The sequence below is a fragment of the Candidatus Nitrosocosmicus sp. R genome (assembly GCF_054408505.1).
On the sequence record NZ_CP167090.1, the window covers coordinates 101714 to 125448 of the forward strand.

The 23735-nt window shown below is 31.6% G+C and carries 20 protein-coding genes; 14 read left to right on the plus strand and 6 right to left on the minus strand.

Going from position 1 to position 23735, the window contains the following annotated elements; all coding sequences use genetic code 11:
- Nucleotides 1–676 precede the first annotated feature (676 nt).
- On the minus strand, nt 677–844 hold the full coding sequence (locus tag AAGU22_RS00510; protein ID WP_458720297.1) for a hypothetical protein: 168 nt from the start codon (nt 842–844) through the stop codon (nt 677–679).
- A 393-nt stretch (nt 845–1237) separates the two neighbouring features.
- A complete protein-coding gene (locus AAGU22_RS00515) occupies nt 1238–1852 on the minus strand; it encodes a hypothetical protein (protein ID WP_458720298.1) in 615 nt (204 codons plus the stop codon).
- A 1290-nt stretch (nt 1853–3142) separates the two neighbouring features.
- Here AAGU22_RS00515 and AAGU22_RS00520 point away from each other — a divergent pair.
- Nucleotides 3143–4321 carry a glycosyltransferase gene (locus AAGU22_RS00520; protein WP_458720299.1) on the plus strand — a complete coding sequence of 393 codons (1179 nt, stop codon included), beginning with the start codon at nt 3143–3145 and terminating at the stop codon, nt 4319–4321.
- Nucleotides 4322–4719: 398 nt separating this feature from the next.
- Here AAGU22_RS00520 and AAGU22_RS00525 read toward each other — a convergent pair whose 3' ends face one another.
- Nucleotides 4720–4908: a hypothetical protein gene (locus tag AAGU22_RS00525; protein WP_458720300.1), complete on the minus strand. Its 189-nt coding sequence runs from the start codon at nt 4906–4908 to the stop codon at nt 4720–4722.
- 269 nt (nt 4909–5177) lie between these two features.
- Here AAGU22_RS00525 and AAGU22_RS00530 point away from each other — a divergent pair, with 269 nt between their 5' ends.
- Entirely contained in the window at nt 5178–5672 is a 495-nt protein-coding gene (locus AAGU22_RS00530; RefSeq protein WP_458720301.1) for a hypothetical protein, read from the plus strand.
- Nucleotides 5673–5957: 285 nt separating this feature from the next.
- Here AAGU22_RS00530 and AAGU22_RS00535 read toward each other — a convergent pair whose 3' ends face one another.
- Nucleotides 5958–6575 (minus strand): hypothetical protein, encoded by a 618-nt coding sequence (locus tag AAGU22_RS00535; protein ID WP_458720302.1) that lies wholly within the window; start codon nt 6573–6575, stop codon nt 5958–5960.
- A gap of 877 nt (nt 6576–7452) precedes the next feature.
- On the opposite strand from AAGU22_RS00535, the gene AAGU22_RS00540 reads away from it, so the two are divergent.
- The 8 genes from AAGU22_RS00540 to AAGU22_RS00575 all read left to right on the plus strand — a co-directional run bounded on the left by AAGU22_RS00540 (nt 7453) and on the right by AAGU22_RS00575 (nt 15652).
- Nucleotides 7453–7908: a M23 family metallopeptidase gene (locus AAGU22_RS00540; RefSeq protein WP_458720303.1), complete on the plus strand. Its 456-nt coding sequence runs from the start codon at nt 7453–7455 to the stop codon at nt 7906–7908.
- A 1073-nt stretch (nt 7909–8981) separates the two neighbouring features.
- Entirely contained in the window at nt 8982–9119 is a 138-nt protein-coding gene (locus AAGU22_RS00545) for a hypothetical protein (protein ID WP_458720304.1), read from the plus strand.
- Nucleotides 9106–9345, plus strand: coding sequence for a response regulator (locus AAGU22_RS00550; RefSeq protein ID WP_458720305.1), 240 nt, complete (start codon nt 9106–9108; stop codon nt 9343–9345). The genes AAGU22_RS00545 and AAGU22_RS00550 overlap by 14 nt, the downstream gene beginning before the upstream one ends.
- Nucleotides 9346–9399: 54 nt before the next feature.
- Nucleotides 9400–9576 (plus strand): tautomerase family protein, encoded by a 177-nt coding sequence (locus tag AAGU22_RS00555; protein WP_458720306.1) that lies wholly within the window; start codon nt 9400–9402, stop codon nt 9574–9576.
- Nucleotides 9577–10750: 1174 nt separating this feature from the next.
- On the plus strand, nt 10751–11152 hold the full coding sequence (locus AAGU22_RS00560; RefSeq protein ID WP_458720307.1) for a hypothetical protein: 402 nt from the start codon (nt 10751–10753) through the stop codon (nt 11150–11152).
- A gap of 27 nt (nt 11153–11179) precedes the next feature.
- On the plus strand, nt 11180–12658 hold the full coding sequence (locus AAGU22_RS00565; RefSeq protein ID WP_458720308.1) for a copper resistance D family protein: 1479 nt from the start codon (nt 11180–11182) through the stop codon (nt 12656–12658).
- A 452-nt stretch (nt 12659–13110) separates the two neighbouring features.
- On the plus strand, nt 13111–13368 hold the full coding sequence (locus AAGU22_RS00570; RefSeq protein WP_458720309.1) for a DUF7482 domain-containing protein: 258 nt from the start codon (nt 13111–13113) through the stop codon (nt 13366–13368).
- Nucleotides 13369–13915: 547 nt separating this feature from the next.
- Nucleotides 13916–15652 carry a Vgb family protein gene (locus AAGU22_RS00575; RefSeq protein WP_458720310.1) on the plus strand — a complete coding sequence of 579 codons (1737 nt, stop codon included), beginning with the start codon at nt 13916–13918 and terminating at the stop codon, nt 15650–15652.
- Nucleotides 15653–16110: 458 nt separating this feature from the next.
- On the opposite strand, the gene AAGU22_RS00580 is transcribed toward AAGU22_RS00575, so the two are convergent.
- Complete coding sequence (locus AAGU22_RS00580; protein ID WP_458720311.1) at nt 16111–16650, minus strand: hypothetical protein; 540 nt, start codon at nt 16648–16650, stop codon at nt 16111–16113.
- Nucleotides 16651–17122: 472 nt separating this feature from the next.
- On the opposite strand from AAGU22_RS00580, the gene AAGU22_RS00585 reads away from it, so the two are divergent.
- The 3 genes from AAGU22_RS00585 to AAGU22_RS00595 all read left to right on the plus strand — a co-directional run bounded on the left by AAGU22_RS00585 (nt 17123) and on the right by AAGU22_RS00595 (nt 21452).
- The gene (locus AAGU22_RS00585; protein ID WP_458720313.1) at nt 17123–17596 is read left to right on the plus strand and encodes a hypothetical protein; all 474 of its coding nucleotides are present in this window, start codon (nt 17123–17125) and stop codon (nt 17594–17596) included.
- 363 nt (nt 17597–17959) lie between these two features.
- Nucleotides 17960–18109, plus strand: coding sequence for a hypothetical protein (locus AAGU22_RS00590; protein WP_458720314.1), 150 nt, complete (start codon nt 17960–17962; stop codon nt 18107–18109).
- A gap of 940 nt (nt 18110–19049) precedes the next feature.
- Nucleotides 19050–21452: an ATP-binding protein gene (locus tag AAGU22_RS00595; RefSeq protein WP_458720315.1), complete on the plus strand. Its 2403-nt coding sequence runs from the start codon at nt 19050–19052 to the stop codon at nt 21450–21452.
- A 73-nt stretch (nt 21453–21525) separates the two neighbouring features.
- On the opposite strand, the gene AAGU22_RS00600 is transcribed toward AAGU22_RS00595, so the two are convergent.
- Nucleotides 21526–21948 carry a response regulator gene (locus AAGU22_RS00600; protein WP_458720316.1) on the minus strand — a complete coding sequence of 141 codons (423 nt, stop codon included), beginning with the start codon at nt 21946–21948 and terminating at the stop codon, nt 21526–21528.
- A gap of 484 nt (nt 21949–22432) precedes the next feature.
- Here AAGU22_RS00600 and AAGU22_RS00605 point away from each other — a divergent pair, with 484 nt between their 5' ends.
- Nucleotides 22433–23665, plus strand: a complete 1233-nt coding sequence (locus tag AAGU22_RS00605; protein ID WP_458720317.1) for a multicopper oxidase domain-containing protein — start codon at nt 22433–22435, stop codon at nt 23663–23665.
- The last annotated feature ends 70 nt before the right edge of the window (nt 23666–23735 follow it).

Here is a 23735-nt window from a genome sequence, read left to right on the forward strand (position 1 = left end):
GAACAAGTCACAAATCAAAAAGGACATATTCCTAAAGAACATTTTATTAATCTTGCTGAGGGAGTATCTGTTTCCAAATAATTGATAATCCTTTTCTTATTTTATCAACCTTACATCACAGGTGATTGGCGTATTTCAACCCTAAAATAGTTCAATTAAAGCTTGGTATCCATAAACAATATTTTTATTATCAAGATAAAAGTCTATGCAACTTTTCTAAAAAATTCTTGTATCAAAATTTCCAAATTATCTTCCTTTTTTAGAGTAAATTTTTATGAAAATTTTAAAGCTTAAATATTATATACATTCGAAAACCTCTAAGTCTACACCATGTCAGTTCTAAAAATAATTCAACTATGTCTCGATGGTGATTCTTGTTAACTTGGTCTATTTCCTTTTGACTTTTATTCTATTTTATCAGTTTATTCGATAAGAATTCAAGTTCATTCAAATTTGTCGTTAGTCCCCACGGGCTGTTCAATAATGGGGATTTTATACCACATCAACTACAACAGATTGTCATTAGGTAATAATACTACCATTTACTCTCCCTCGACCATACACCATATTCATACCATGAATAATGAGGATAATAGAAAAGTGGTTATGATGTTCTATGGCTGATTCTCAAAAATAATAAATTACATTGAGTAATAGAGAATAGATTTTATCGTTACTATTTGATTATAGTATTATTTGTATTCGTTGTTTGATTCGATCCTGACATGATTGTAGTGTTTTCTTCTTCTGTAATATAGAGGTCCTCATAAGCATTTCCTGTTGATCCATCTACACCAGACAATATGGTAGCCTTTGTATTCTCGGGATAGAATATCGAAGGCAATACCTAGTAGATCAAAGTATCAAACATTTGATTAGGTATTAATACCTAGTAGATCAAAGTATCAAACATTTGATTAGGTATCAATAGCTAGTAGATCAAGATATTATCATCATTACAAATTTAAGATACATCATTTACCAAAACATCTGCAGACTTTCGACCAAATTTTTTGATTGGGAAAGCATTAGCTAGGAAGGTATTACAGATATTGAAATAAATGTGTTAGAAAACCAATTTAGAACGTATATTTTCTAGTAAGTAATGCTGAGATTCGTGTGAGTTAAAAATCACCCATTCAAATTGTCATCTTATTATTGTTATCAAAGCATTAGTAGTTTGGCTAACTCCACGAAACATGTCTATGCTAACGAATTGTAAGAAATAAGTATATGATTAATTGCCTCCGCCAATCATCTTGTTTAAAGATTCTCCCATTTGTTCTAAAGGACTTTTAGACTGCTGCTGTTGTTGAGGTTGTGCTGATTGGTTTTGTTGTTGGGGAGACTGCTGCTGTTGTTGAGGTTGTGCTGATTGGTTTTGTTGTTGGGGAGACTGCTGCTGTTGTTGAGGTTGTCCTGATGATGGTGTTTGTGAATTTGTCGAGTTATCCATGCCTATGGTTGTTTGATTGAATGGAACAGTGGTCTTATTCGCTATAATGGTGGTTGCAGGTCCAGTTGGTTGTACCATTGTCTTATTCTCTATATTAGATAGATTTCCAGTTTGAGAAGATATAGTCTGGTTTTGTAGTGGTTGTAATTGAGATTGATCTTTAATTGGTTCAGTTGTTTGATTAACTGTTACTGTTGTTTGCTCAGCTGGAACAGTAGTTTGGTTTGCTATTACCGTTTGAGGTTTGTCAGTCACAGTGGCCATAGTTTCATTTTGTGATGTAGCCTGAGAGAATGTCTGGTTTTGGGTTTGGTTTTGTGCATAAGCTATTCCTGTGTATGCAAAGCTAACAAAAAGTGCAATAGCACAGAGGGTAAGTATACTTGAACTTATCATTGTCTGGTCTTATGTTTTATTATTTAAATAGCTAATAAATTAATTCACCACACAGATGGTTTAACAGTAAGAATATGGAATCCAATCTGTGACTACAATTTTTCTATCTCACTTCATTATGGTATAAACTATCGCATACATTTTATATTAGAATACAAGCAGCGGATTTCATTGTGGGATTGAGGTAAATATTAATCCATATACCAACTTAACGAGGCTGTTGTTTACCTCTTCTCTATTTATTCTGTTTTATTATTATCATTAAATACTATCTTAAACCTAGATACTTACCTCTACAAGACTCAAAGGGACAACTGCATTACTAAGAGATGAGGAATAAGATGTTCATATGATATGTGCATCCGCTTTTCCCTATTCCTCATCTCTGGTTAGAAGACATCATTAGAATTAGTTATGTTTAGATCTGGACAGAGATTAGACTAAGTGTAAGTAATGGAATGCCCGTAACCAATACAAGTTATGAGAGTAGTTCAAACAAGTACAAGCCAAGACCAAAGCCTTTTTTCTATATATTATAAAGGCAAGAAAGTCAATCAAAAATAAATAATTGATGCCATTGTAGTAGAATTCTCATAGAGCAAAATACTATTTACTAATAATTTATAACTTTGGGTTTTCGTAAATGATCCTTTAGCAGTTTAAAATATAAGGCTAACAATTTTAAAATCCTTATCCAATGTTGAAATAATCAATATCTATAATATTAACAATGAGTTCAGTAGCGTTTAATGACTGATTCTTTGTACTTTTGTTTGACGCCACTTGCTCTAAACGATCTTAATCTTAATCTGTAATTGCAGCAAGGACAGGTACTTTTGTCCCATGAAATAAAGATTTCGCATATAGTACATCTTTTTTGTCTATCGTGTTCATATCTTAAGGATTCATTAGAGCTTCTTTTTGCTTTGTATCTTAGACAAATGCCATTACAAGTCATTTACGAGTACATTTTCAAGTAAATTGTTTGCTAAAAGGATTATCGAATATTTATCTAAAACATTTCAATATAATAATTCTAGCTACAAAAATACTACTAAGTTTATAAACAAAGAGAGATATAACAAGGAAGCTTAAGAGAGGATTAAAATTTATCCAAGCGATAAAGTTTGTAAGTTGCGATTATGATAAGTACAAGAATAATGGTAATAGTTTTATGATTGTAAAACAAATACATTCATAGATATATTTTAAGTATTATACACATTATTTATCGCATTAAATATTGTATGGAAATCTGAAAATTTTAATGGTTAGTACCAGTACCCTCCCATGCATGGTGGTGTTGGACGCTATGCATATAATTTGGTAAGATCTTTACGTTCAAATAATTTAGATGTTAAAGTCGTGTCTGATTCTCATGGTTCTGGAGACTACCATGGATTATCTCCACATAATAAGCAAAATTCCGAGTTACTCCTAAATATAATACAAGAGTACAATCCAGATATAGTACATATTCAACATGAGCATGGACTATATGGCTTTTATCTAAATCCTTTGTATCCTCCTAAAACCAGAACAGGGTTGGATAAATTTTATGATAAATGTACTATCCCAATTATTACTACGTTTCATACATCAATGTATTTCAAACAGTGGATGCAATTACTAAATACAAAACAAGGCAATAGTAATGATATACTAAGACTGCATGTTTTTTACAAAATTTGGAAACAACTTATTAATTATCCATCATTGCATCGAATAAATAAACAAATAATGTCAAAAAGTGCATATGGAATAGTACTTTCTAATTATATGAAGACTTTGATACCCGGAACCAATCTTATATATCACGGCTCAGACCCCTGGCCAACTACTATTGGTATTACGCAGAAAGATGCAAGGGAAAAACTAGGATTACCTCCACAGGGGAGACTAGCATTAGCGCAAGGCTTCTTTACATCCACAAAGGGATGGGATATTATAAAAAATATGAGGATGCCAAAGAATTGGAAAATAGTTGTTAATTATTCTAAAAATTTTTACAATACAGAAAATGCCAGTTTAGACCTAAGGAATAGCAAGATTATTGATCAGGTCATTAATCTAAATAGACAATATCTTTCAGAGGAGGAACTATCGCTATTGCTCTTTTCATGTGATGCAGTATTCCTACCCTACAAGGTTAGTTCAGGTTCAGGCGTAATGTATGATGGATTAGCACATGGAAAACCCTTTATTGCATCTGACGTTGGCTTTTTCAAAGAATTTTCCAAAATGAACCTTGGCATCATATCAAAACGAGAGCCTCGCTCTTTTGAAAAAGCATTGGTTGAACTAGAAAAGAACTATAGTAGTTTTGAATCGACCGTAAACGAATTTAGGCAGAAAATCAATTGGAGTGTTATAGCAAGACAACATTATTTGGTTTACAAAAACATATTAGAAAAACAAAAAATAACTATGGAAACAGCTTCAACGAACCACACAAATCAATATCCATAAGAATACTAATTTGAATTCAGATTAGCAAAATCTTGCAATATCATTTTGGTATCCGTTCCTTCATTTTTCTATAGTTGATTATAATCAATAAAAACTTAATCTTTATAATACAAATTTCATCTGATCTTTATAAAGATATTTTACCATACATAGAATATATTTGGTTAATTATAGATAGTTTTGTGTATAAAGAGACACACTTTTATTCTTTTAAAAAAATGTTCCAACATCTAAATAGACGATGTTAATTCATTGGAAATAGTATATACTCGTCTTAAGTTTAAAAGATCTATACTTCTAAACAGACAAAGAATGCATAACAATTAATAGTATCGATCTTAATTTGAATGTGGTTCCCTTCTACAATACAGTTAAAACAAGAATGTTTCGCCAACTAACTATACGCCAGCGACTATTGACAACGCTATATCTGATGTTGTACCAGAATTAACAAATTCCAGCCCTAAAGGAGCGATAGCAAATATTCCAACAAGAAACTGTAGTAAAAGTACTATAACGATAATTGCTATTATAATCAAAATAATTGTCCAAAGTGTTCCAAGCATATCTTCAAGAAATTTTATCAATAATAGTTTATAAACACCTACCATCAGTTATCTTGAATAATGTATCTGTTGGTAATATCATACAGAGATGGAATAAATAGTACATAAAAAGTCAATAATCTCTATTGAAATTACATATTGCCGCGTTGTTGATTAATACTGGATCATGATTGATTTTGATTTATTATTTGACAATCATAGTTTTAAAAATGCTTCGCCTAATTCAGCATATTTGGCTTATTTGACTCGAATGTTACTACTATAAAAACATTGTTAGATATTATATTTCAATGAAGACTTTCATCAATGTTAGTATTCCAGTGGTACTAACCATTAGTTTGGTATTATTACTAAATACTGGAAGCTCCAGTATCTATGGACAAATTATAGGACAGACAAATCAGACCAATCAAACTAGTGGACAAAACACAACACAACAAGCTCAACAGCAATTAGATCAAGCTAATCAACAGATGCAACAAGCTCAACAACAAAAACAGCAAGCTGAGCAACAATTACAACAATCTAATCAAACCCAACAACAATCTAATCAAACCCAACAACAATCTAATCAATCTAAGCAACAAGATCCACAGATGAATGAAAAATTGCTTAATTATACAAATGCAGCTATCTTAGCTTTAAACGACGATAACACAAGTGCAGCACAAGACAATCTCGTTCAGATTCAAAACGCACTGATCAACGCCAGTGGAAAACAAGTAGTAGTAGTTCCAGCTCCAGCTGTATCATCACCATCCGATGATGATGGAGATTCGGGCTAATTTTTTTTATTTATAACTTTAATTAAATATCTGTTATTATGAATTATTTACTCATTATTGAGAATCTAATATTTTGTCCGCAGAAATGAATGTGTGCTGAGCTTAAATTCGATCTTTACTAATTAGCTAAAACATAGTAATCCAGAAGAGCAGCAGACCTAGATGATCAATTTATCTCATTTCAAGATCTAGTAGAGATTCCTATAAACTATAAACTATAAACTATAAACTATAAATGAAATATTGATAGAAATAAAGAAGAAAAGACTAATTTATCTTTCTCTTCTAGTTTTTTGATTGGTGATCTTTTTGAGCAGATAACAATGCATCGTTGTTGTCTCTTTCAATTCTCTCATATGCTGATACATTTCTTTTTCCTATTTCTGCAAGATGTTTAGATTGTTTCTTTGTGTTATCAACTACATTTTTGAATAATTCAATATTAGAAAATGCCATATCATTAAAAATTCTACTCATTGCTATGGTATTTTCTGCATAATTATTTACTAATTTCGAGTACATCTCTGGCATTCTTCTATAGCAATCTTGGTTATTCAATAATTGGTTATTCACATCTTGTATATATGGAGTAGATATTGATTGAAAAGAATCAATTGTTTGTTTTTGATATTCGAGGTAGCTTACTGCAACATCTCTAGTAGCTTGAAGTGTTTGTTCTTGAACTTGATTAACGGTTTCAGTATAACGTGGAATCTGATTTCTTGCTTCTCTAATACTTTCATCTATACTTTTTTTTGACTCATCAAAAGCTTGTTCAAGTGATTCAGTATTTTGTTCTACAATTCTATTATATAATCTTTGATTACTTTGGTAAATATCTTGTTGATTATTGACATTCTTGTAATTCTGGTTATTAATTTCTTTTTTATCGTTCTGTGACATAGTATTATTATAGTTATTATACTATATAAACACAGGTATCTATTGGTTTTTAATACCAGACAAGACTTTATTCATCGATAATCGACTCCTGTTGATCAATTGGGAAATGAGGAGGGATTGACTGAAACGAGACCTAGAGATAAAGTCAATACAATGAAAAAAGCAGTTAAGATTAATCTTTTGATGATCAATAACCCATACCATTAAATTTTAGATATATTGACCATTGTTAATCATAACTTATTCAAATAATAGAAGACAATCGATCTAGAAACGAGGAGTAAGAGATACTAATAGTTACTAGAAGTAAGACATAAGCGAAATATGTACACGAACATACAGACTCTCTGTTCCATATTATTCAATAAATATATTAATTTCTCTCATTCTTTAGATTTCTTTTCGAGTTTGTCCCCGCATGAACTACAGACGTTATTGTCGAACCTTCTGTCCTTGTCAGAAATATCTGTAATTGCATTGCAAGAATTACATTTGAATAAGGATGCATATTGAATCTTAGTGTATTATATTAAAAATGTGTCTCTCTTTAATTCGCTATGTTTGTACTAAATAAATCCGTTAGAAAATCCAATAATGACTATTTTGGAATCTCAAGTTTTTCTCTCGAATGTGGTGGTGTTTAAATGTTTTCGTAACAGTATTAGAAGGAGCACTCAGTACCTCTGCAAACGACTTTAAGTAAACAATCCATCCTATGACAGCAGAATAATTTGCTATTGTTCTTCGTGTTGATAAATTGATAGACGGTGATGCTATCTGTGGCCTGTTTATGAGCACATTGAATGAGTGTATTCCAATTATTTTCTTATTAAAGTTTGTTAAATCATAATCGATGTAAGGTGAACATTTTTTTTAAATGAGGACAAAAATCGGATACACAATACCCATTCCCAAAGAATTGTTGCAAAGAATAGATAGATCTTCTCCTGCTCACGTTGGTAGGCTCCGAAATGCGGTGGATTTTATTGCTCCTATAGGTACACCCGTTCTTGCTGCAGCAGACGGTGTTGTAACTCACATGAAGGATGACTCGATTGTTGGAGGTCCTGATGCATCATACTGGTTTTATACTAATTTTATTACAATCAGACATTCAAATGGGGAATATTCTAGATACGACCACCTTGATTACAAGAGTTCTAAGGTTAGATTAAATCAAAGGGTTCATACCGGTGAAGAGATATCTAAAATAGGAATGACCGGTTATACTTTTATTCCCCATCTACACTTTCAAGTATTCGTATTCACAGGATACAATAATTGGACCGATTTTGAAACCATAGAGATTAAGAATTTTAGAAACATTTTGTAAATTAATCTTGATATAAACATGATGAAAGAAACGGAAGTAAATACAAATTTTGCACAGATTGTAAATTACCATATCCGTAAATTCGTGATGATTTACATTTCTTTCAATTATTTTTCAGATATCAAAATTTTCGCTTGCATCACTAATCATGACGAGTTTTGTTAAACTAATTCTTCAGAGAAAACTTATTATTGGAAAATTTTCTTGCTTTTTCTAGCATATTGTGGTAAGTTACTATTTGTTGAATAACCATACAAACGATAAAAAACATTGTGAAAATCACAGCTAGGAAAAAAGATAGATAACCTAGAAAATTCATAAACATTGTGAAAATCACAGCTAGGAAAAAAGATAGATAACCTAGAAAATTCATAAAGTCTCATCTACACTATTTCATTTATATTTTTAGATTCTTTCCTTTTCTATTCTGATTTTTTACGTATAGATTATTCAGCCAACCATTTCCGTCTGACTAACGTAGATTTGAAAGTAGTCCTGCGTTTTCAAAAACAGATAGACAACATATGCATTGTTTTTTATTTTTGGTAGAAAAAAGGAGAACCAAAATAGAGTGTATTTGAATTCAAAGATATAAAATTTTTTATATAATTTCAATTTTATTATAAATGTTACAATAAACAAATTCAACCTTCTAAAAGATTTAATAAATTTTATACAAACGTGTATAAAATGATTATCTAAATTGTATAGCGTTGGCAAAGAAAATAAAACTCGAAGTCATCGTTCCAATCCGCAAAAAGAACAAAAGCAATACGCAGCCCTTGTTAAGGTGATAGTAGGAATTAAAGTCGAACACGCGCTATTATTCTAAGCTTTTACTTCTTATCTCATACCAACATTTATCGACTATTTTGCTCTTAGCACATCTTCATTTTAAAAGCCACTAGATTGGAAATATGGAATTAATCAACAAATCTTTGAAATCAGGCTTCATTTCTTCATTAATCTTATGTATATATTGCTCTACGAATGACGTTTTTGTTTAACCTAATGCCTAATTTGTATTTAGAATAGTTAAAGTTAAATAAATCTACTAAAAACTATGAATAACAATGTCTTCTACTATTCGTTCAATTATGGTAGTTGACGATGAAGTGGAGCTTTCTAACTTGTTTAAGACATTTTTACAAAATGAGGGTTATAACGCAATCTCTTTTGTTGATCCAGGTACTAGCATTGGAACACTTTAGGCAAACTTCTGATAAATATTCTCTAATAATTACCGATTTAAGAATGCCGGGACTAGGGGGAATAGACCTTGCAAAGAGTATGAGAACATTAGGAGCACCAGATATCAAGATTTTCTTAATGACTGCATTTGATACAAGAGATTTGGAAGTTCAGCTGACTAATACATTGTTGATTAAAGACCCTTTTCTCTTTTTTGTTCAAGTATTTTATTACATGAGGGTGTAGCGCTAGACTCTGCCTCATCTGAAATCTTATTAGTATCGATGATGATTAATTATTATGCCCATAGTTAATATACAAATGTATAGTGGGAGAACTCAGAGAGAAAAGGATAGATTAGCAGAAGCAATTACTGAAGATTTAGTTAAAATATTGAAGGTTGGCAAAGAAGAGGTTATAGTACTTTTTACAGAAGCTTCGCATGGAAATTGGTATTCTTCTGGAGTACGTCTATAAAGAACAAACGAGAAATGTTATACACCAAGTCCAATTTTTACATTACCGGGAACTTCAACTGCATCAATCCCCTAGTTTGAATTCTCATATTGTTAAAGTATGTTGTTCTAACATGTAGATTATTTTCATATAATAGGACAAAATAATTTTGACATTCGGGGGACATAATATTATGATAATTGACATGAATTAATGTCTGGCATATTCCTTTCAATATAAGCCATCCATAAATAGACGAATTTACAGATATTAAATAGACAAGAGTTCCAGGATATTTTTAATCAGAAATCTTTTGTTCCTACATTTAATTTTCAATAAATTGCTAATAGTGATCTTACAGTGGATTTGTCATAATATTCATAATTTATTTCATAAATATTAACCAACAGATACTCAATTAATATATTTACTATAAAATAGTAATTGCAATTAAATGAAATCGGGAGATTTATAATAATTGGATCATCATATTTTGCCACACTTCAGTTGACAAACATAATGATAACAATTACTTGAAAAAGAAAGTTGAATAGCAGCCATTGAATACTAGGAAATACATGTGATTGATTGCCATCCTCCATTCTATACAATGGTTTATTTTTCTAAAATTGATTGTAAAGTTCTTCTCAAACAGTATCTATTTATATATTCCTTGGTGTATAGACGTTACTGATGAAACGCTTTCATTTTTATCTATTTGGAAAATGTTTATTATAGGATCATTTTCGATTAATTGCAGCAAGATAGTAAATAATGACAAAGATTGAGTATATTTATTGCCATTATTTACTACCACGAAGAGACATTTGTATCTTTGCTTTGTTGTTTGTTTCTATGACTAGGTCAAGGTCATATCTTTATTCAAATTCATAATTAATATGACTTCTTGTACATTCAACGAATGTATTACAAATCGGATCAAGATAAATTAGGAATCAATTGATTCGATAACTATCATATTAGCCTGCATCAAGAACTCCCAAATCAATAAATTGACCCGCTGATACATCATACTCTTAGGCGTATTAGTCATATTTTGTCGATCAACAGTCAGCAAATTCTTTAAGACATAAAAATAAATCTGTGCCTATTGCTGCTAATGCAAACAAATTGCCTGTTCTGTTTCTAAAAAAATTTTGATTTAATTTCCTTTTATCGTCAAAAATCGACTTCGATGATTGAACTAGATTGGTTAAATACTTTTTTGTACACATTAGACATAACGTTGATCCATCAAATTCTAAGGAATATGGTCCTTTGTTTTGGGATTTTAACACTTTTGTTCAATTTACCTAATTCACAATTCTTATTTGGACGACAGATACCTTTGTATTCTTTTGATGGAAAAAATCATCTGATGAATGTGAAGTGGGCCAACGAACAGGCGACTGTTGATGATAGGACTAACGTAGAATTAACAGTTGTCTTACCAAATATGATAGATCTGATAAGTACAGAAGCAGATACCACACAACCAGTTACAGGACTTGAAAATTCATTAAAGGTAGACGCTTTGGCTGAGAAAAATTACTCTTGCTTCAGAATTGGAACCTGCATTATTTTTTCTCATACATGAGTTTAGAGGGATTTGATTGTGATTACAATGAAATCTTTTGTTTCTTTTTTTCTAATTATTTCCGTACTATATACATTATCATTTGTATTACCCGTTGCTCTAGCGCAAGAGGTATTGGATGACACTTATACTTCTGATGCATCAACCGAATCGGTAACTTCTAACTATGACGCAGTGTTAAAGGCTATGCTAATTATTTCACAGGTTGCACTTATTGGATTAATATTTAATCATCTCATTTTACAAAGAACTCTTCGTAATAATAAGAAAGCTCAAGAAAATAGTGTAGTTCAATTCGTTTCTACTTCTTTCTTTCATACGTCGGGCAAGTTGGTGGTCTTTCTTCTGATTTGCTGCACATCAATTATCGTATTTTCTACAGGAATAATGCTACTTTCGTCTTATGAATTAGCACAAAATTTGGAACTTGATTTGTCATCAGCGTTTTGGATTATTTATTCAACTCCTGTTGGAGATGTGTGGATGTTGAGGATTGTTACTTCTTTTATAATAATTGCCATCTTAATATCATATCACATCAAGATAAGGAAAAAGATCAACAAGAAAAATAGATTGAATCAAGGGAAAGATCTAGACCCGAACCAAATTGCCCCTAGCTACGGTAAATTGGTTCGGATACTTTTGTTTTCCATTCTTGTATCGGGTTCGTTCAATCTTTATTCTAATAGTATGATAAGTCATAGTAACTCATTAGATTCATTTTCATCTTTAGCAGTTTCGGTAGATTGGATTCATTTCATGTCTGTATCTATTTGGATAGGTGGATTATTCTACCTTACAGTCTTATTTGTAAAGAGGCGTTCTAAACCTGCGGATGGCAACAATAATATTGATTCAAATGTTGTACCGCCTAGCTCAGAAAAGAGAGTTTTAGAACAAATGACTCAAGGTTTGATGTATTTCTCTTTTATCGCTGTTACTGCTATCAGTGTAATAGGTATAACCGGATTGTACTTGGCCTTCGTACACTTGCAAAATTTGTCATCCTTGTTTACTTCCGTTTACGGTCTAATACTTGTAATAAAACTTTCATTGGCTTTTCCAATGATATTTATCGGTCGTTATAACCAAGTCAAGATATACGATTATGCAAAACTAATTTTAACTAGTAACGCCAATATTAAACGCAATTCAGCAGCCTATCAAGATTCGGAATTAAAGTCAAACAGTGGGGTATTCTTGAGAAAAATTAATAAATACTTAAAAATAGAATCCGTGTTAGGGATACTGGTCCTTGTCGCTGCGTCATTTTTAACAGTAACTTCTCCACCCTCTTTAGAATCGATGGACCAAAATTTGAATCAAAGTACCCTGGATGTCCATAGTTCAAATGATATATTTGCATCAAATTTGACTCTTCTATACGTTGTAATATTTTTGTCAATAATTATATCAATCTTTGGCATAATAAATTTTAGGAAGAATCAAAAGCAAATTTATGAAGTAGCGTCCCTTTCTACTAATCAAAGAGCAAAGAGTGGATAGATCATCTAATCCAATGCTGTCATATTTACATCTTATTAATAATTTAGACCATAAAGAGCGATTATAGCAAACAGCCCAGATTGCTTCAAGACTATATGAGTCCTCTATGATGGATTCAGTCGTCCATTTGAGGAAAATTGAGACTTCCCTATCACGATGCTGTCATTTGATATTCTTAATAAAAAGTATTTAGAGTTATTTGGTTATAAATTATTTATCTCTCAAAAATTCCTATTACCCTCTGGATCTGAACAGCTTAAAGTCTTTTTAGGAATACATACGATGGAATAAGTCATGGTTTCTTGTCAATCAAAAACAATAATTGTTTCTCTGCTTTTTGGGATTCTTCTTATATTTGATATCAGTTGGAGTACGAATATTCTGGCTATATCTCATAATACAGTTTCACTTAGTATATTACAAGGATATGTGGATGAAATAAAGTTTAATACATGGTAACATATACATCTGATAGTAAAACGGCTACTTCCATAACTGAGAGGCAAGGACATAAAATAAACTCTGCACCCTTGCTAGCCTCCATTCCAAATCAATATCTTCAGCAAGGTTACGACTTCCTTAATGGAATAAGAGGAGAAGGGCCGTTCGGCTTTCAGCTCCCTGTTGGCTCAGCGCTACCAGGGGATGACGATTATAGTCCTTTAATTCATCTGAACTTAGGAAATTGGACGGATGGCTCTAAAGCATAGATTTTGAAATCAACAAAAGAAATTGTCCAAGCACGGTAATATGGTGAAGTTTGGATAACGGCATCTGGAATAATCATAAATAATCCTGCCGTAAATGAATAAATCCATTTGTCATTTATTATTTTAAATCCTTTTAATTAACTGGTTTGGTGGCTTATTATCCATTATGCAGATGAAAAATGTTATTATTACTTAAAATCTTATTTCAAAGCAGTATTACTGGCTAAACAGTCATGGCGATCAATTATTTAGATAATCCTTTGACTATTCCAGATATTTGCTAAACTATCCAAAATCATCTCTGGAAATCCTGAATTCTGTTATCACGTCTAACTATATCTCCTAGAAATGATTGAAATTAGATAAAGTTGATAATATTTTTGTATTTAAAACATATTATAATTCTTATCCGTATTACTATGTTAAACATAATTTCGTAATACTGTAGTTGTACAATAACAGATATTAACTCTACATAATATCTTACTATATCATAATGTATTGTTGCCTACGTAAGATTCTTGGGGTTTTTCTCTTTAGCATTATAATGATCATCGGAATAAGTCATTTCCTTGTAAATAATGAGAATCCCAAGTTATTTGAATTCGTAAATGCATATGCAACCTCGAATTCTTCTAATTCAAATCCTTTAACCGATATCAATCAATCAGCAATCAATAATAACCCTTATTCTAACTCTACAAATGTTAATACCGATGTTATAAAAACACTGACAGAAAAAGACAAGCCATTGCTATGTGGAGATGATGTTCAAAATTCAAACTTTTACTTTAACGAGTTTATTACTCCGATTCTTTGTAGCCAACCCGTTGGATTGGCCTTAGATAAGGATAACAATATCTGGATAGCATCTGGAAAATCAGGAAATCTCCTCATTTTTAATACTCAAACCCAAAAGTTTGACAAAATAATAAAGATACCTAATTGGCCAAAGCAGGAAAGAAACTTAGGTTCTATGATTTGGGAAATGAAGTTTGATCGAAACGGTGACTTGTGGTTTACCGACGAATTAAGCAATTCCATATGGAAATATTTTGTTAAAGAAGGAAAGTTTGAAAACTATAGGTTACTTCAAGAAGGGGGATATCCTTTATCAATAGCATTTGATTCTGACAATAACGTATGGTTTACACAGGTCTTTGGCCAAAGACTTGGATTTCTGGAGCCCTCAAAGGTTATTAACAATACGACAGAGGGCATTTCAGAACTGGATATGTCTAAACAGATCAACTTTCAAACGATGGGTCCTATATCCAATGGAATTGGATTCTCTCACCCTAACGAAATGGAAAATAATAGTAACAGCAATGTCAATGAAACACTGTGGTTTTCGACTTCTATTTTTCCTGTAGGAGGACAGTTAATTAAATATGATATACCAAATGGAGCACTAACTATTCATGATGTAAATCATACTCATAGTGTTCCATTCAATATTGCTGAAGATGAAAATGGAATTCTTTGGTTTAATAGCCATGTAGCAAATCTTTTCCTATCTTTAGATCCCAAAACAGGGGCAGTCATGCAATATGCTACATCAAATCCATCCAAATCAGGCAATTTGACCACATTGCCCTATGTTAATACCTATAGAGATGGAAAAGTATGGTTTAATGAACATTATGGAAATGCCATAGCTTCATACAATCCCCAAGATAGGACTCTTGTTGAATATTATATTCCATCCAAAAATCCATTATGGGTTAATTCTTCAAATCCATTAAGATTTATTCTTGACCATAACGGTTCTGTTTGGTTTACAGAATGGACCGAGAACAAGCTCGGTGTCATTCCTAAAGAAAAATTAGATCAAATTCCAATTACACTATCAGTTTCCAAAGACAAAATGACCATTGATGGTAAAAACAAGACTGGTGATGCAATTGATATATTCATAAACAAAAATATCCTTAACACCTCCAAGATCATGGATTCTACAACTGGTAATGCTAATGGAAACAGTAGTGATAAAGGGTTAATTGAACCTGTAAATATTACTTTGTCGATAACCTCTTCTATATCTAAAGATGGAAAGCTTGGTAATCTTACAAGTAATTTTAGTCAAGATCGTATACCTATTGAAGATTTAGGATCAGTATCATCAAATAGTCCTCAAATAGGACCCTCTACACCGTACAAAATCTCTTTGGAAGTTAAACCCACTGAAGGAGACGTTACACCGGGAAATTATACCTTAACAATTACTACAAGATATGGAGGTGACATAGCAGTATCAAAAATAGTCGATTTGATAATTCAATAACGGTTAACTACAACTTAATAATGATTTAATAATGTAATATTATTGTACATTTATTTTCATAAAATGTAAAAAATAGTTCAATTTGACAAAATCTTGATAAATTAGAAGCATCTTACTGCCATATCTAGCATAGTCCTGTGTTAAGATATTTTCACTATTAAAAGGATTAATTAGGACATTACTGACATACTGTCGTCGAGGGACGGTTTGTTTTCTAAATTGAGCTGTTCTGATCCTTTACTGGTATTTGAATGATATTATGCTTAAAAATTATGATTATAGTCATTGTCCTGTAAACCACGCATCACTAGGTTATCACCTACTCCTGTTATATGGACTAAAGATGTTCGGTCAAATGCCCCACTGATCAGGCTATTATCGTAGGTTGAAAATAAAGAGAAAATGCTGAACTGAAATTGTTAATCGATTAGCACAAAAAAGTAATAAACCTTATAGGTTTATTTACATAGGTCTGGAACTTCTACACAGATGAGATGCTGAGTTCCATAAATCGGAGTACTTCCAAAGTGCTTATTGGTTAAATTACTTTCAACAGTAATGACTATCGCACTATCATCTAGTAAACTTATTTGTGTTGGTACATTAGAAACTGGTCCATCCTTTAATGTGACTGTAGTAGTTCCATTATATGTCGTAGAGTTGGAATCGCTGTCAATAACTGGATCTCCAGATAACTTCAAATCGTATATTGAATGAGTATGCTCTGCTGTACCGTCAAGCCTGATCATATAGAAAGTAGCGTTTAATGTAGGATTAGATGCATTAACATCAGCAAATTTATACACTCCGCTCATTATCCATGCTGGTTCTGTTGTGTTGCCGTTATTTGAGTGGCCCGAGATGGCTCCTTTCAAGACAGTAGGGTCAAGATTAGAAGGATTTTGAGCAAGAACCTGATTCAAATTAAATGTTGCAAACATAGAAACAGAAACTGCCAGCAAAAAAATTGGTGGAATCATTTTATAAATGGTTTTCATTATCATTCCTCTAGAAGCATTGGTATTTAAATTTCGCCAATATGGAATAATGATGTTTTTTCTGATCTAACATAGATTACACTTTTTCCTTCGGTAAATAATTTTTGACATTGATCCTCCCGCAGACCTTAATGGATGATAATGATTTGTTATTTTTCAATTAAGGTGAAAAAGGGATTTATGGTAGATACCGGTAACAGACAAAATATTAGATAAAACTTTTGGCATAAATTAATTTTTTTTGCAATTCTAATTAGAAAAGAAGTTAGATAAATAATAATTCCTGAGGGGTCATAGTTAGGATGTTAAAGTTATAAACATTCTAAAAACCTATTATTCCATCAATTTGCTGTTTTAGCAATATGATCACACATTTTGAATAATTATGGATAATTCTACATTCATTTTCTACCGTACTTTCAGAATGAATAAATTTGTGAGTATGTCGATAATGTTGTTGGCTAGTCATTTAATGAACTTAATGTTTTTTTCTTTGTTGACATTTACATTTCTACTTATATTCCTCTCTTTACTATCGTTTGACGATGAATATATTGTAAAAGCACAACAGCAAATACAATCACAATCACAAACAAGGACAGGCGCGCCGCTAGCTATTGTTCCTGGACTTACTGGTAATATTCTTACTGCAGTTTCTTTCCTGATAGGAACATCGTCTTTTATTTTGGGATTAAGAATTCAGAGTGCAGCTAAAACAATAGCGGTATCAGATCAAGGATCTCCAACGAGTAAATCATCTGTGATTACAAAGTATTATGAATTATTAATAGTAGCACTAGTTGCCCCTTCAATAGTGATTAATATCTATGGAATACTTTTAGTTTCGAGCCACTTATATACGGAAGATACTCCTTATTTGTTACTACTTTTTGTTCTTTTCATACCAATAGGAGCTATTTTATTTTTAGTCAAGAAACTACACTGACAAGCAACACTTTAGCAAAAATATGTGACATAAGAAACACCGGTTCCTAATCCACTGATTTATGAGATCTTTCTTTTATTGTTTAGTTGAAGTGTTTTTTTGGTAATCTAATTAATAATGCAATAAATCAAGACATTGATAATAGAGTAATAGAAAATACAATTAATTAGAAAATAAAAATACAAGATTATTAATCTGTTAACAACCTATATCCCGCTGAGAATATACAATTTCAATTATCTTTTTTTATAGTCAAAAATGCCCATAGGAGGTATTATATCAAGAAAAGTTAATTGTCAATGACCTTCCTTCTATGTAAATCATGAATAAATTATTAAGTTGCGACAACTTAACTTTATAACAATGGTGGAATTAGTATGCGAGATATGTTATTATAAAGGAGATAAAACTGAATTTGAGGCAAGTAATGATTACTGCAAAGAATGTCTTTGTGATCATGCAATGTGTCCTAAATGTGGAGCCCCTTATCATTCTGCTACCATCACAGATTAAAATAAAAACATAATCATAACTATTATTATTTGCATAAAATGATTTCTGGATAGATTTGTGTAATGATCATTTGCCATGGTTGAGTCTTTTCTACTCGATTATTAAAAATTTAATACTTTTAACAAACCAGTCTGATAGTTTTTGAGATGTTTAGAGAATGTAAATAATCAAAGAATTCGATTATTATCTGTCGATCGACTTGGTTTTTCACTTTGACATCGATATTTTTGATAGTTGTTCCTGACTTTGCGGGAGAATTATTTATCTTCTTCTTTCATCTAATCTCTTACACAGCCAGGATTTATTTGGACCCTAGTGATTAAATGCCTTGGTGGGTTAAATAATAGATATAATACAAGTATATTGCAAAAAAGAATACATTGGAATGAAGAATTTTTGATTTCTAAGCTTCTTTTTATTATACCCATAGCAAACGGAATGAGTATTAATCATCCGTCAGATTTTAGCCTTAAGTTTCTATAACATGGTTAAGACGACTAATATTCATTCTCAAGGACTTGAAAAATTTGTAACTAAAACCAATCAATGATATATACATGGATCCAATCAAAATAGCAAATAAACATTTGATATACTTTTTTTGAATATGATTATTTATACTTTTAAAGTAATATTTGGTAAACTGCGTTAGCAGTAAGATCACTATAATTGTTATTATGTTTAGTACCATTTTGTTTCAATTCCTGTGAGAGGTCATTTGAATCAATAGTCGGTACCCGCTTGTCTGAAGGCAACAGAGGGCTGTGAATCCAAATACTTTTGTTGACTAGACGTTAGATGGGTAGACAAGTTGCGATAATTCTTACAATTAAGAAATTAATAAAAATTAAATAAAGTCTTATATATTGGAGATTTTAATTCAAATACAATATCGTGAGTCATCTTACATACAGCACAAATTCATCCCGGTGGTTCAGATATGTTTGATCGAGAGCTAGATGACAAAGATGATCATAGTGAGGATAATACTAGAGATTATAAACCCACCCCTTTAAGTCCAACGGATAAGCCTAATGAACTAGATGAAAGAACTGAGGTGATATATGGTACCGAGAAGACTACTTACATGATTCTAAAAGTTTTAAGCAACACATCACTAAAATGGGATAATTATACCAATTCTCAAGGTCCTTCCATTGGAATGGGTGTGGATCCAATAAGAAAGGGATTTAAAGAAGCTAATAAGAGAGGAGTCAAAATAAGATTTATTACTGAAATAAATAACAACAATATGCAATATTGTCAAGAATTTATGAAAATTGCAGAACTTCGTCATGTCGATAATGCCAAAGGTGGCATGGCTGTAACTGAAAAAGAGTACATAGCAACCGCAAATTTGCAGGAAGCTCAACCAGTTGCACATCTCATTTATAGCAATGTTAGGGAAATCATAGAACAGCAACAAGAGGTTTTCGAAAGCCTGTGGGACAAAGCTATTCCTGCGGAGCTAAGAATAAGAGAAATCAAACAAGGTTACCAAAGAGTCTCTACTAAGATAATAGATAATTGGAATGAGATTTATGAAAATATTAATAGTTTAGCCGAGAACTCTGATGAAGTGCTGATTTGTTCTGATATTAGTATGCTTAAGTTAGCATATCGGTCACTTTTTATTGTATATCAAAAGATGATGGATAGATACGATAATAAACACCATGAAGGGATTAGATGGATTGTTTCAGTTAATGGAAAGGAAGATGTTGAATTATTGAGATTGTTTATGGATATGGGGATTAAAATAAGAAGCATCAAGAATCTCCCTATAATTAATTATTTGGTTACGGATAAAATTTTTCTTTCAAATATTGAAGGTAACCATACTTCAGAATACGATAAATTAATTACTAGTATGTTAGTAAGTAACGACCCTTCGTATATTAGACATTATAAAACCATATTTGAAGATTTGTGGAAAAACGGAATAGATGTAGGAGATCTCATTAATGATATTGACTTAGGTTATGATCCTGAAAGGATAGATATTATATCAAGATCCAATAATGTCCTTGATCTTTATCATACCATAGTACAATCTTCTAAGAAAGAGATAATGATCATATTTCCATCTACCGGGGCATTTATCAGACAACATAAAGTAGGGTTAATCTCCTCCATATTTGAAACAGTAAAAATCAATGGCGTAAAATTAAAAGCACTGATTCCTTCCGATCATAGGATTTCACGAATTATTGAAGAGTTAAAATTGGAGAAGAATTTTGACGAATTAAAACTCACTAACATCGAATATAGAGACATTGAAAGCTTTCTTGAAACCCGATCAACAATTTTGATTGTTGACAAAAAGATTTCCTTAGTCATGGAGCTAAGGGATGATTCTAAAGATTCATTTTATGATGCTATTGGTTTATCGACTTATTCGAATAGTAAGGCTGGTGTATTATCATATGTCTTATTCTTTGAGAACCTGTGGAATCAAACAGAGATTTCAATAAATTTAAAGAAGGCAAATGAAAAATTAAGAGAGAGTGAGTCGCTTCAAAATGATTTTATCCACATAGCTGCTCATGAATTAAAAAATCCTTTGCAACCTATTTTAATGATGTCTCAAGTTATGAAATCTATTCTGAATCAGATGGCTCTAGACGAGCCAGGCGGTGAGGTAAGGGTAAATCCTGCACATCTAAACGAACTTTTGGACATTATCATCAGAAATACCAATAAGCTATCAAAGCTTACAAATAATGTATTAGATATTACAAAAATAGAATCAAACTCTCTCATATTAGATAAGGAACCCATTGATATGAGAAAATTTTTATACGATAGTATTGTCGACTTTAATAACCAGCTTTTGATAAATGGTAAAAAATATACTTCAGATCCCAAAACGAATGAAAATATAGGAAATGAAATTGTAAAACTGATATTCCATGAGGATCAGGTTATAGAACCAAATAAGAGCGCTTCTCTACCGACCCAAAAATTAGTCGTGGAAATTGATAAATCGCGAATTTTACAAGTTCTTACAAATTTAATTGATAATGCAATAAAGTTTACAAGTCTGAATGAGCAAATTATTGTAAAATTAAATAAGTATAGATTCAATAACTTAGATTTTGCAAAAGTTACAATAAAAGATACAGGAGCAGGGATCGATCCAGATATACTACCAAAATTATTTTCAAAATTTATTACTAAATCAGTAAAGGGAACAGGGCTAGGATTATACATTTGTAAGAACATTGTCAGTGCACATGGGGGCCAAATATGGGCACAGAATAACGATGGTGAAAGGGGAGCTACTTTTGTTTTTACCATTCCTATTTGTCCTGCACCATCATTAAATGAAAAAATATTCTAGATTGATTTTTGTATGCTGATTGATGATAACTTGATGCAATTAAAAGTGCTTCTGAATCTTTGATATCTAATTTTTATCGGTTACTTTTGATTACTGAAAATACTGCTTGATTCAATTTTTCTAACGATACCGGTTTACTAATATATTCGTCAATCGATATTCCATCATCCAATTTTGACATTATCTCTGACTTAGAAACCTCTTGTGCAGTAATAAAGATTACTTTTACAAAAGGATCAATTTTTTTAATCTGATTGATTAATTCATATCCGTTCATACTAGGCATGCGAATATCTGTCATTACTAAACTATATTTGGAATGATTAATCTTAAACTCATCAAGTGCCTTTATCGGATCCGAAAAAGACGAAACAACTAATCCGGACATTTCCAATGCTTTCTTATAAACAGTAAGCAGATCTATCTCATCATCTATAATCACAATACAGCGTTTTTGGTCCGGATCGGAGTAATTAGAATCTACATGATTGTCCAATAGTCTTGTATAAAGATCTGACTATAAATATATTCTTTTTGAACGAGATAAAACTTTTTGAATCACAAATGATATTGTTGTAAATTCGAAAATAACAACAAGTATGTTAAGATGGTAATATTACTTAACTAATTACTAATGGTAAATTCAGATACCTTACCTTCATCCTTTAATAGAAAAGATGAAATATTATCCAATAACAGTTCTTAATTTCCTTCCAGCGAAGTATTTGATTTTTGTATCTGTAATGCTATTTACAATTTATTTGTATTGATATCATCGCGATGGCTCAAGGATTGATTTCATGTGGTCAACCTCATAATGGACGGCAGGTCCAAGCATGACCGTTGATACTGCAATTTCGGCATTAAAAGATATAGGTGAAAAGTTGCCATATAAGTAGTAAGATATGATATGATATGATATAATATGATGTCGCAATAAATCAAAGGTTTTATTTATGCGAAATCCAAATTTTTTGCCAATGAATCTTATCCTATTGTTAGTAGCTTTCATTGCTATATCTTTTTTATCTTATTCGCTTCATCCTATAATGGCAACCAATAATAATTTGACGACTTTTCAAGGTCCAATCAATGAGAATTCACAGATAGATTCTACTTTAAATCCTAGTTCTCTTCCAGGTTTACAAAGTAATTTAGTTAACGGTAGTTCTCTTGTTGCCCCCAATAATAATAGCAGTAGTACCAACAAGAATTTACTCTCTACTGAGGAGTATGACAAGATTAAGAATTGTAGTCTTGATATCGATAAGAAACCATCTTCAATAGAATATTTGACTTTTTTTAACTGTGGGCATGTAAAGTCAAATAGCAGTACAACTGATGATAACAGAATCAATCAAACAGTTAGGGAATTTACTTTGATTATAGAGGAAAATCAATCCATACCGATTGCAAGTAATGGGTTAACATTTTTTGATGCATGGACTTTTAATGGTACTATACCTGGTCCCACTATGCGGGTAACAGAAGGCGATTTAGTGAAAATAAATGTAATAAACAATAAAGAAAACAACCACACGCATTCACTGCATTTACATTCCACACATCCTTCTAATATGGATGGAATAGATGGACCTGGGGGATATATTAAACCCGGTCAAAACTTTACCTATGTCTTTACAGCCCAGCCATATGGTGTTTATCCATATCACTGTCATGTTTCTCCAATTGATCAGCACATCAACAAAGGTTTGTATGGTGCCTTTATTATTGATCCAAAGACACCCAGACAAAATATGACTGAGACGGTAATGATGATGAACGGATATGATTTAGACTATGAAAAAGAAGGAATTGGTCCCAGTCATATTCCAACTCCTCAAGAAGTAATAGGAGACTATATGCCACAAGAATTTGAACACGGAAATGAAGTCTATACAGCTAATGGTAAAGCATTTGATTATGTGGAAAGCCCCATTCCTATTAACATGAACACGAACTATCGTATCTACCTGATTAATATGTTAGAGTTTGACCAAGTCAATTCATTTCATTTGCATGGAAATATGTACAAATACTACCCCAGTGGAACTTCTAAAGAACCTTCTTTTGAAAACGACATAGTGACACTAGGTCAAGGTGACAGAGGCATATTGGAATTCAATTATCATTATCCTGGAAAATACATGTTCCATTCGCATATTAATGAATTTTCAGATTTAGGATGGATGGGGTTATTTAATGTGATATAATAATAGTAGAAAAAGTCCAATTGACAGGATTATTATTATCCGTAGCTCACAACTTAACATATCTATTAAT

Bases quoted from the DNA above. Each gene is read 5' to 3' on its own strand.
- AAGU22_RS00515 (WP_458720298.1), bottom strand. From the start codon at position 1,852: ATGATAAGTTCAAGTATACTTACCCTCTGTGCTATTGCACTTTTTGTT.
- AAGU22_RS00520 (WP_458720299.1), top strand. From the start codon at position 3,143: ATGCATGGTGGTGTTGGACGCTATGCATATAATTTGGTAAGATCTTTA.
- AAGU22_RS00530 (WP_458720301.1), top strand. From the start codon at position 5,178: ATGAAGACTTTCATCAATGTTAGTATTCCAGTGGTACTAACCATTAGT.
- AAGU22_RS00535 (WP_458720302.1), bottom strand. From the start codon at position 6,575: ATGTCACAGAACGATAAAAAAGAAATTAATAACCAGAATTACAAGAAT.
- AAGU22_RS00540 (WP_458720303.1), top strand. From the start codon at position 7,453: ATGAGGACAAAAATCGGATACACAATACCCATTCCCAAAGAATTGTTG.
- AAGU22_RS00545 (WP_458720304.1), top strand. From the start codon at position 8,982: ATGTCTTCTACTATTCGTTCAATTATGGTAGTTGACGATGAAGTGGAG.
- AAGU22_RS00555 (WP_458720306.1), top strand. From the start codon at position 9,400: ATGCCCATAGTTAATATACAAATGTATAGTGGGAGAACTCAGAGAGAA.
- AAGU22_RS00560 (WP_458720307.1), top strand. From the start codon at position 10,751: ATGATTGAACTAGATTGGTTAAATACTTTTTTGTACACATTAGACATA.
- AAGU22_RS00565 (WP_458720308.1), top strand. From the start codon at position 11,180: ATGAAATCTTTTGTTTCTTTTTTTCTAATTATTTCCGTACTATATACA.
- AAGU22_RS00570 (WP_458720309.1), top strand. From the start codon at position 13,111: ATGGTAACATATACATCTGATAGTAAAACGGCTACTTCCATAACTGAG.
- AAGU22_RS00575 (WP_458720310.1), top strand. From the start codon at position 13,916: ATGATCATCGGAATAAGTCATTTCCTTGTAAATAATGAGAATCCCAAG.
- AAGU22_RS00580 (WP_458720311.1), bottom strand. From the start codon at position 16,650: ATGAAAACCATTTATAAAATGATTCCACCAATTTTTTTGCTGGCAGTT.
- AAGU22_RS00585 (WP_458720313.1), top strand. From the start codon at position 17,123: ATGAACTTAATGTTTTTTTCTTTGTTGACATTTACATTTCTACTTATA.
- AAGU22_RS00590 (WP_458720314.1), top strand. From the start codon at position 17,960: ATGGTGGAATTAGTATGCGAGATATGTTATTATAAAGGAGATAAAACT.
- AAGU22_RS00595 (WP_458720315.1), top strand. From the start codon at position 19,050: ATGTTTGATCGAGAGCTAGATGACAAAGATGATCATAGTGAGGATAAT.
- AAGU22_RS00605 (WP_458720317.1), top strand. From the start codon at position 22,433: ATGAATCTTATCCTATTGTTAGTAGCTTTCATTGCTATATCTTTTTTA.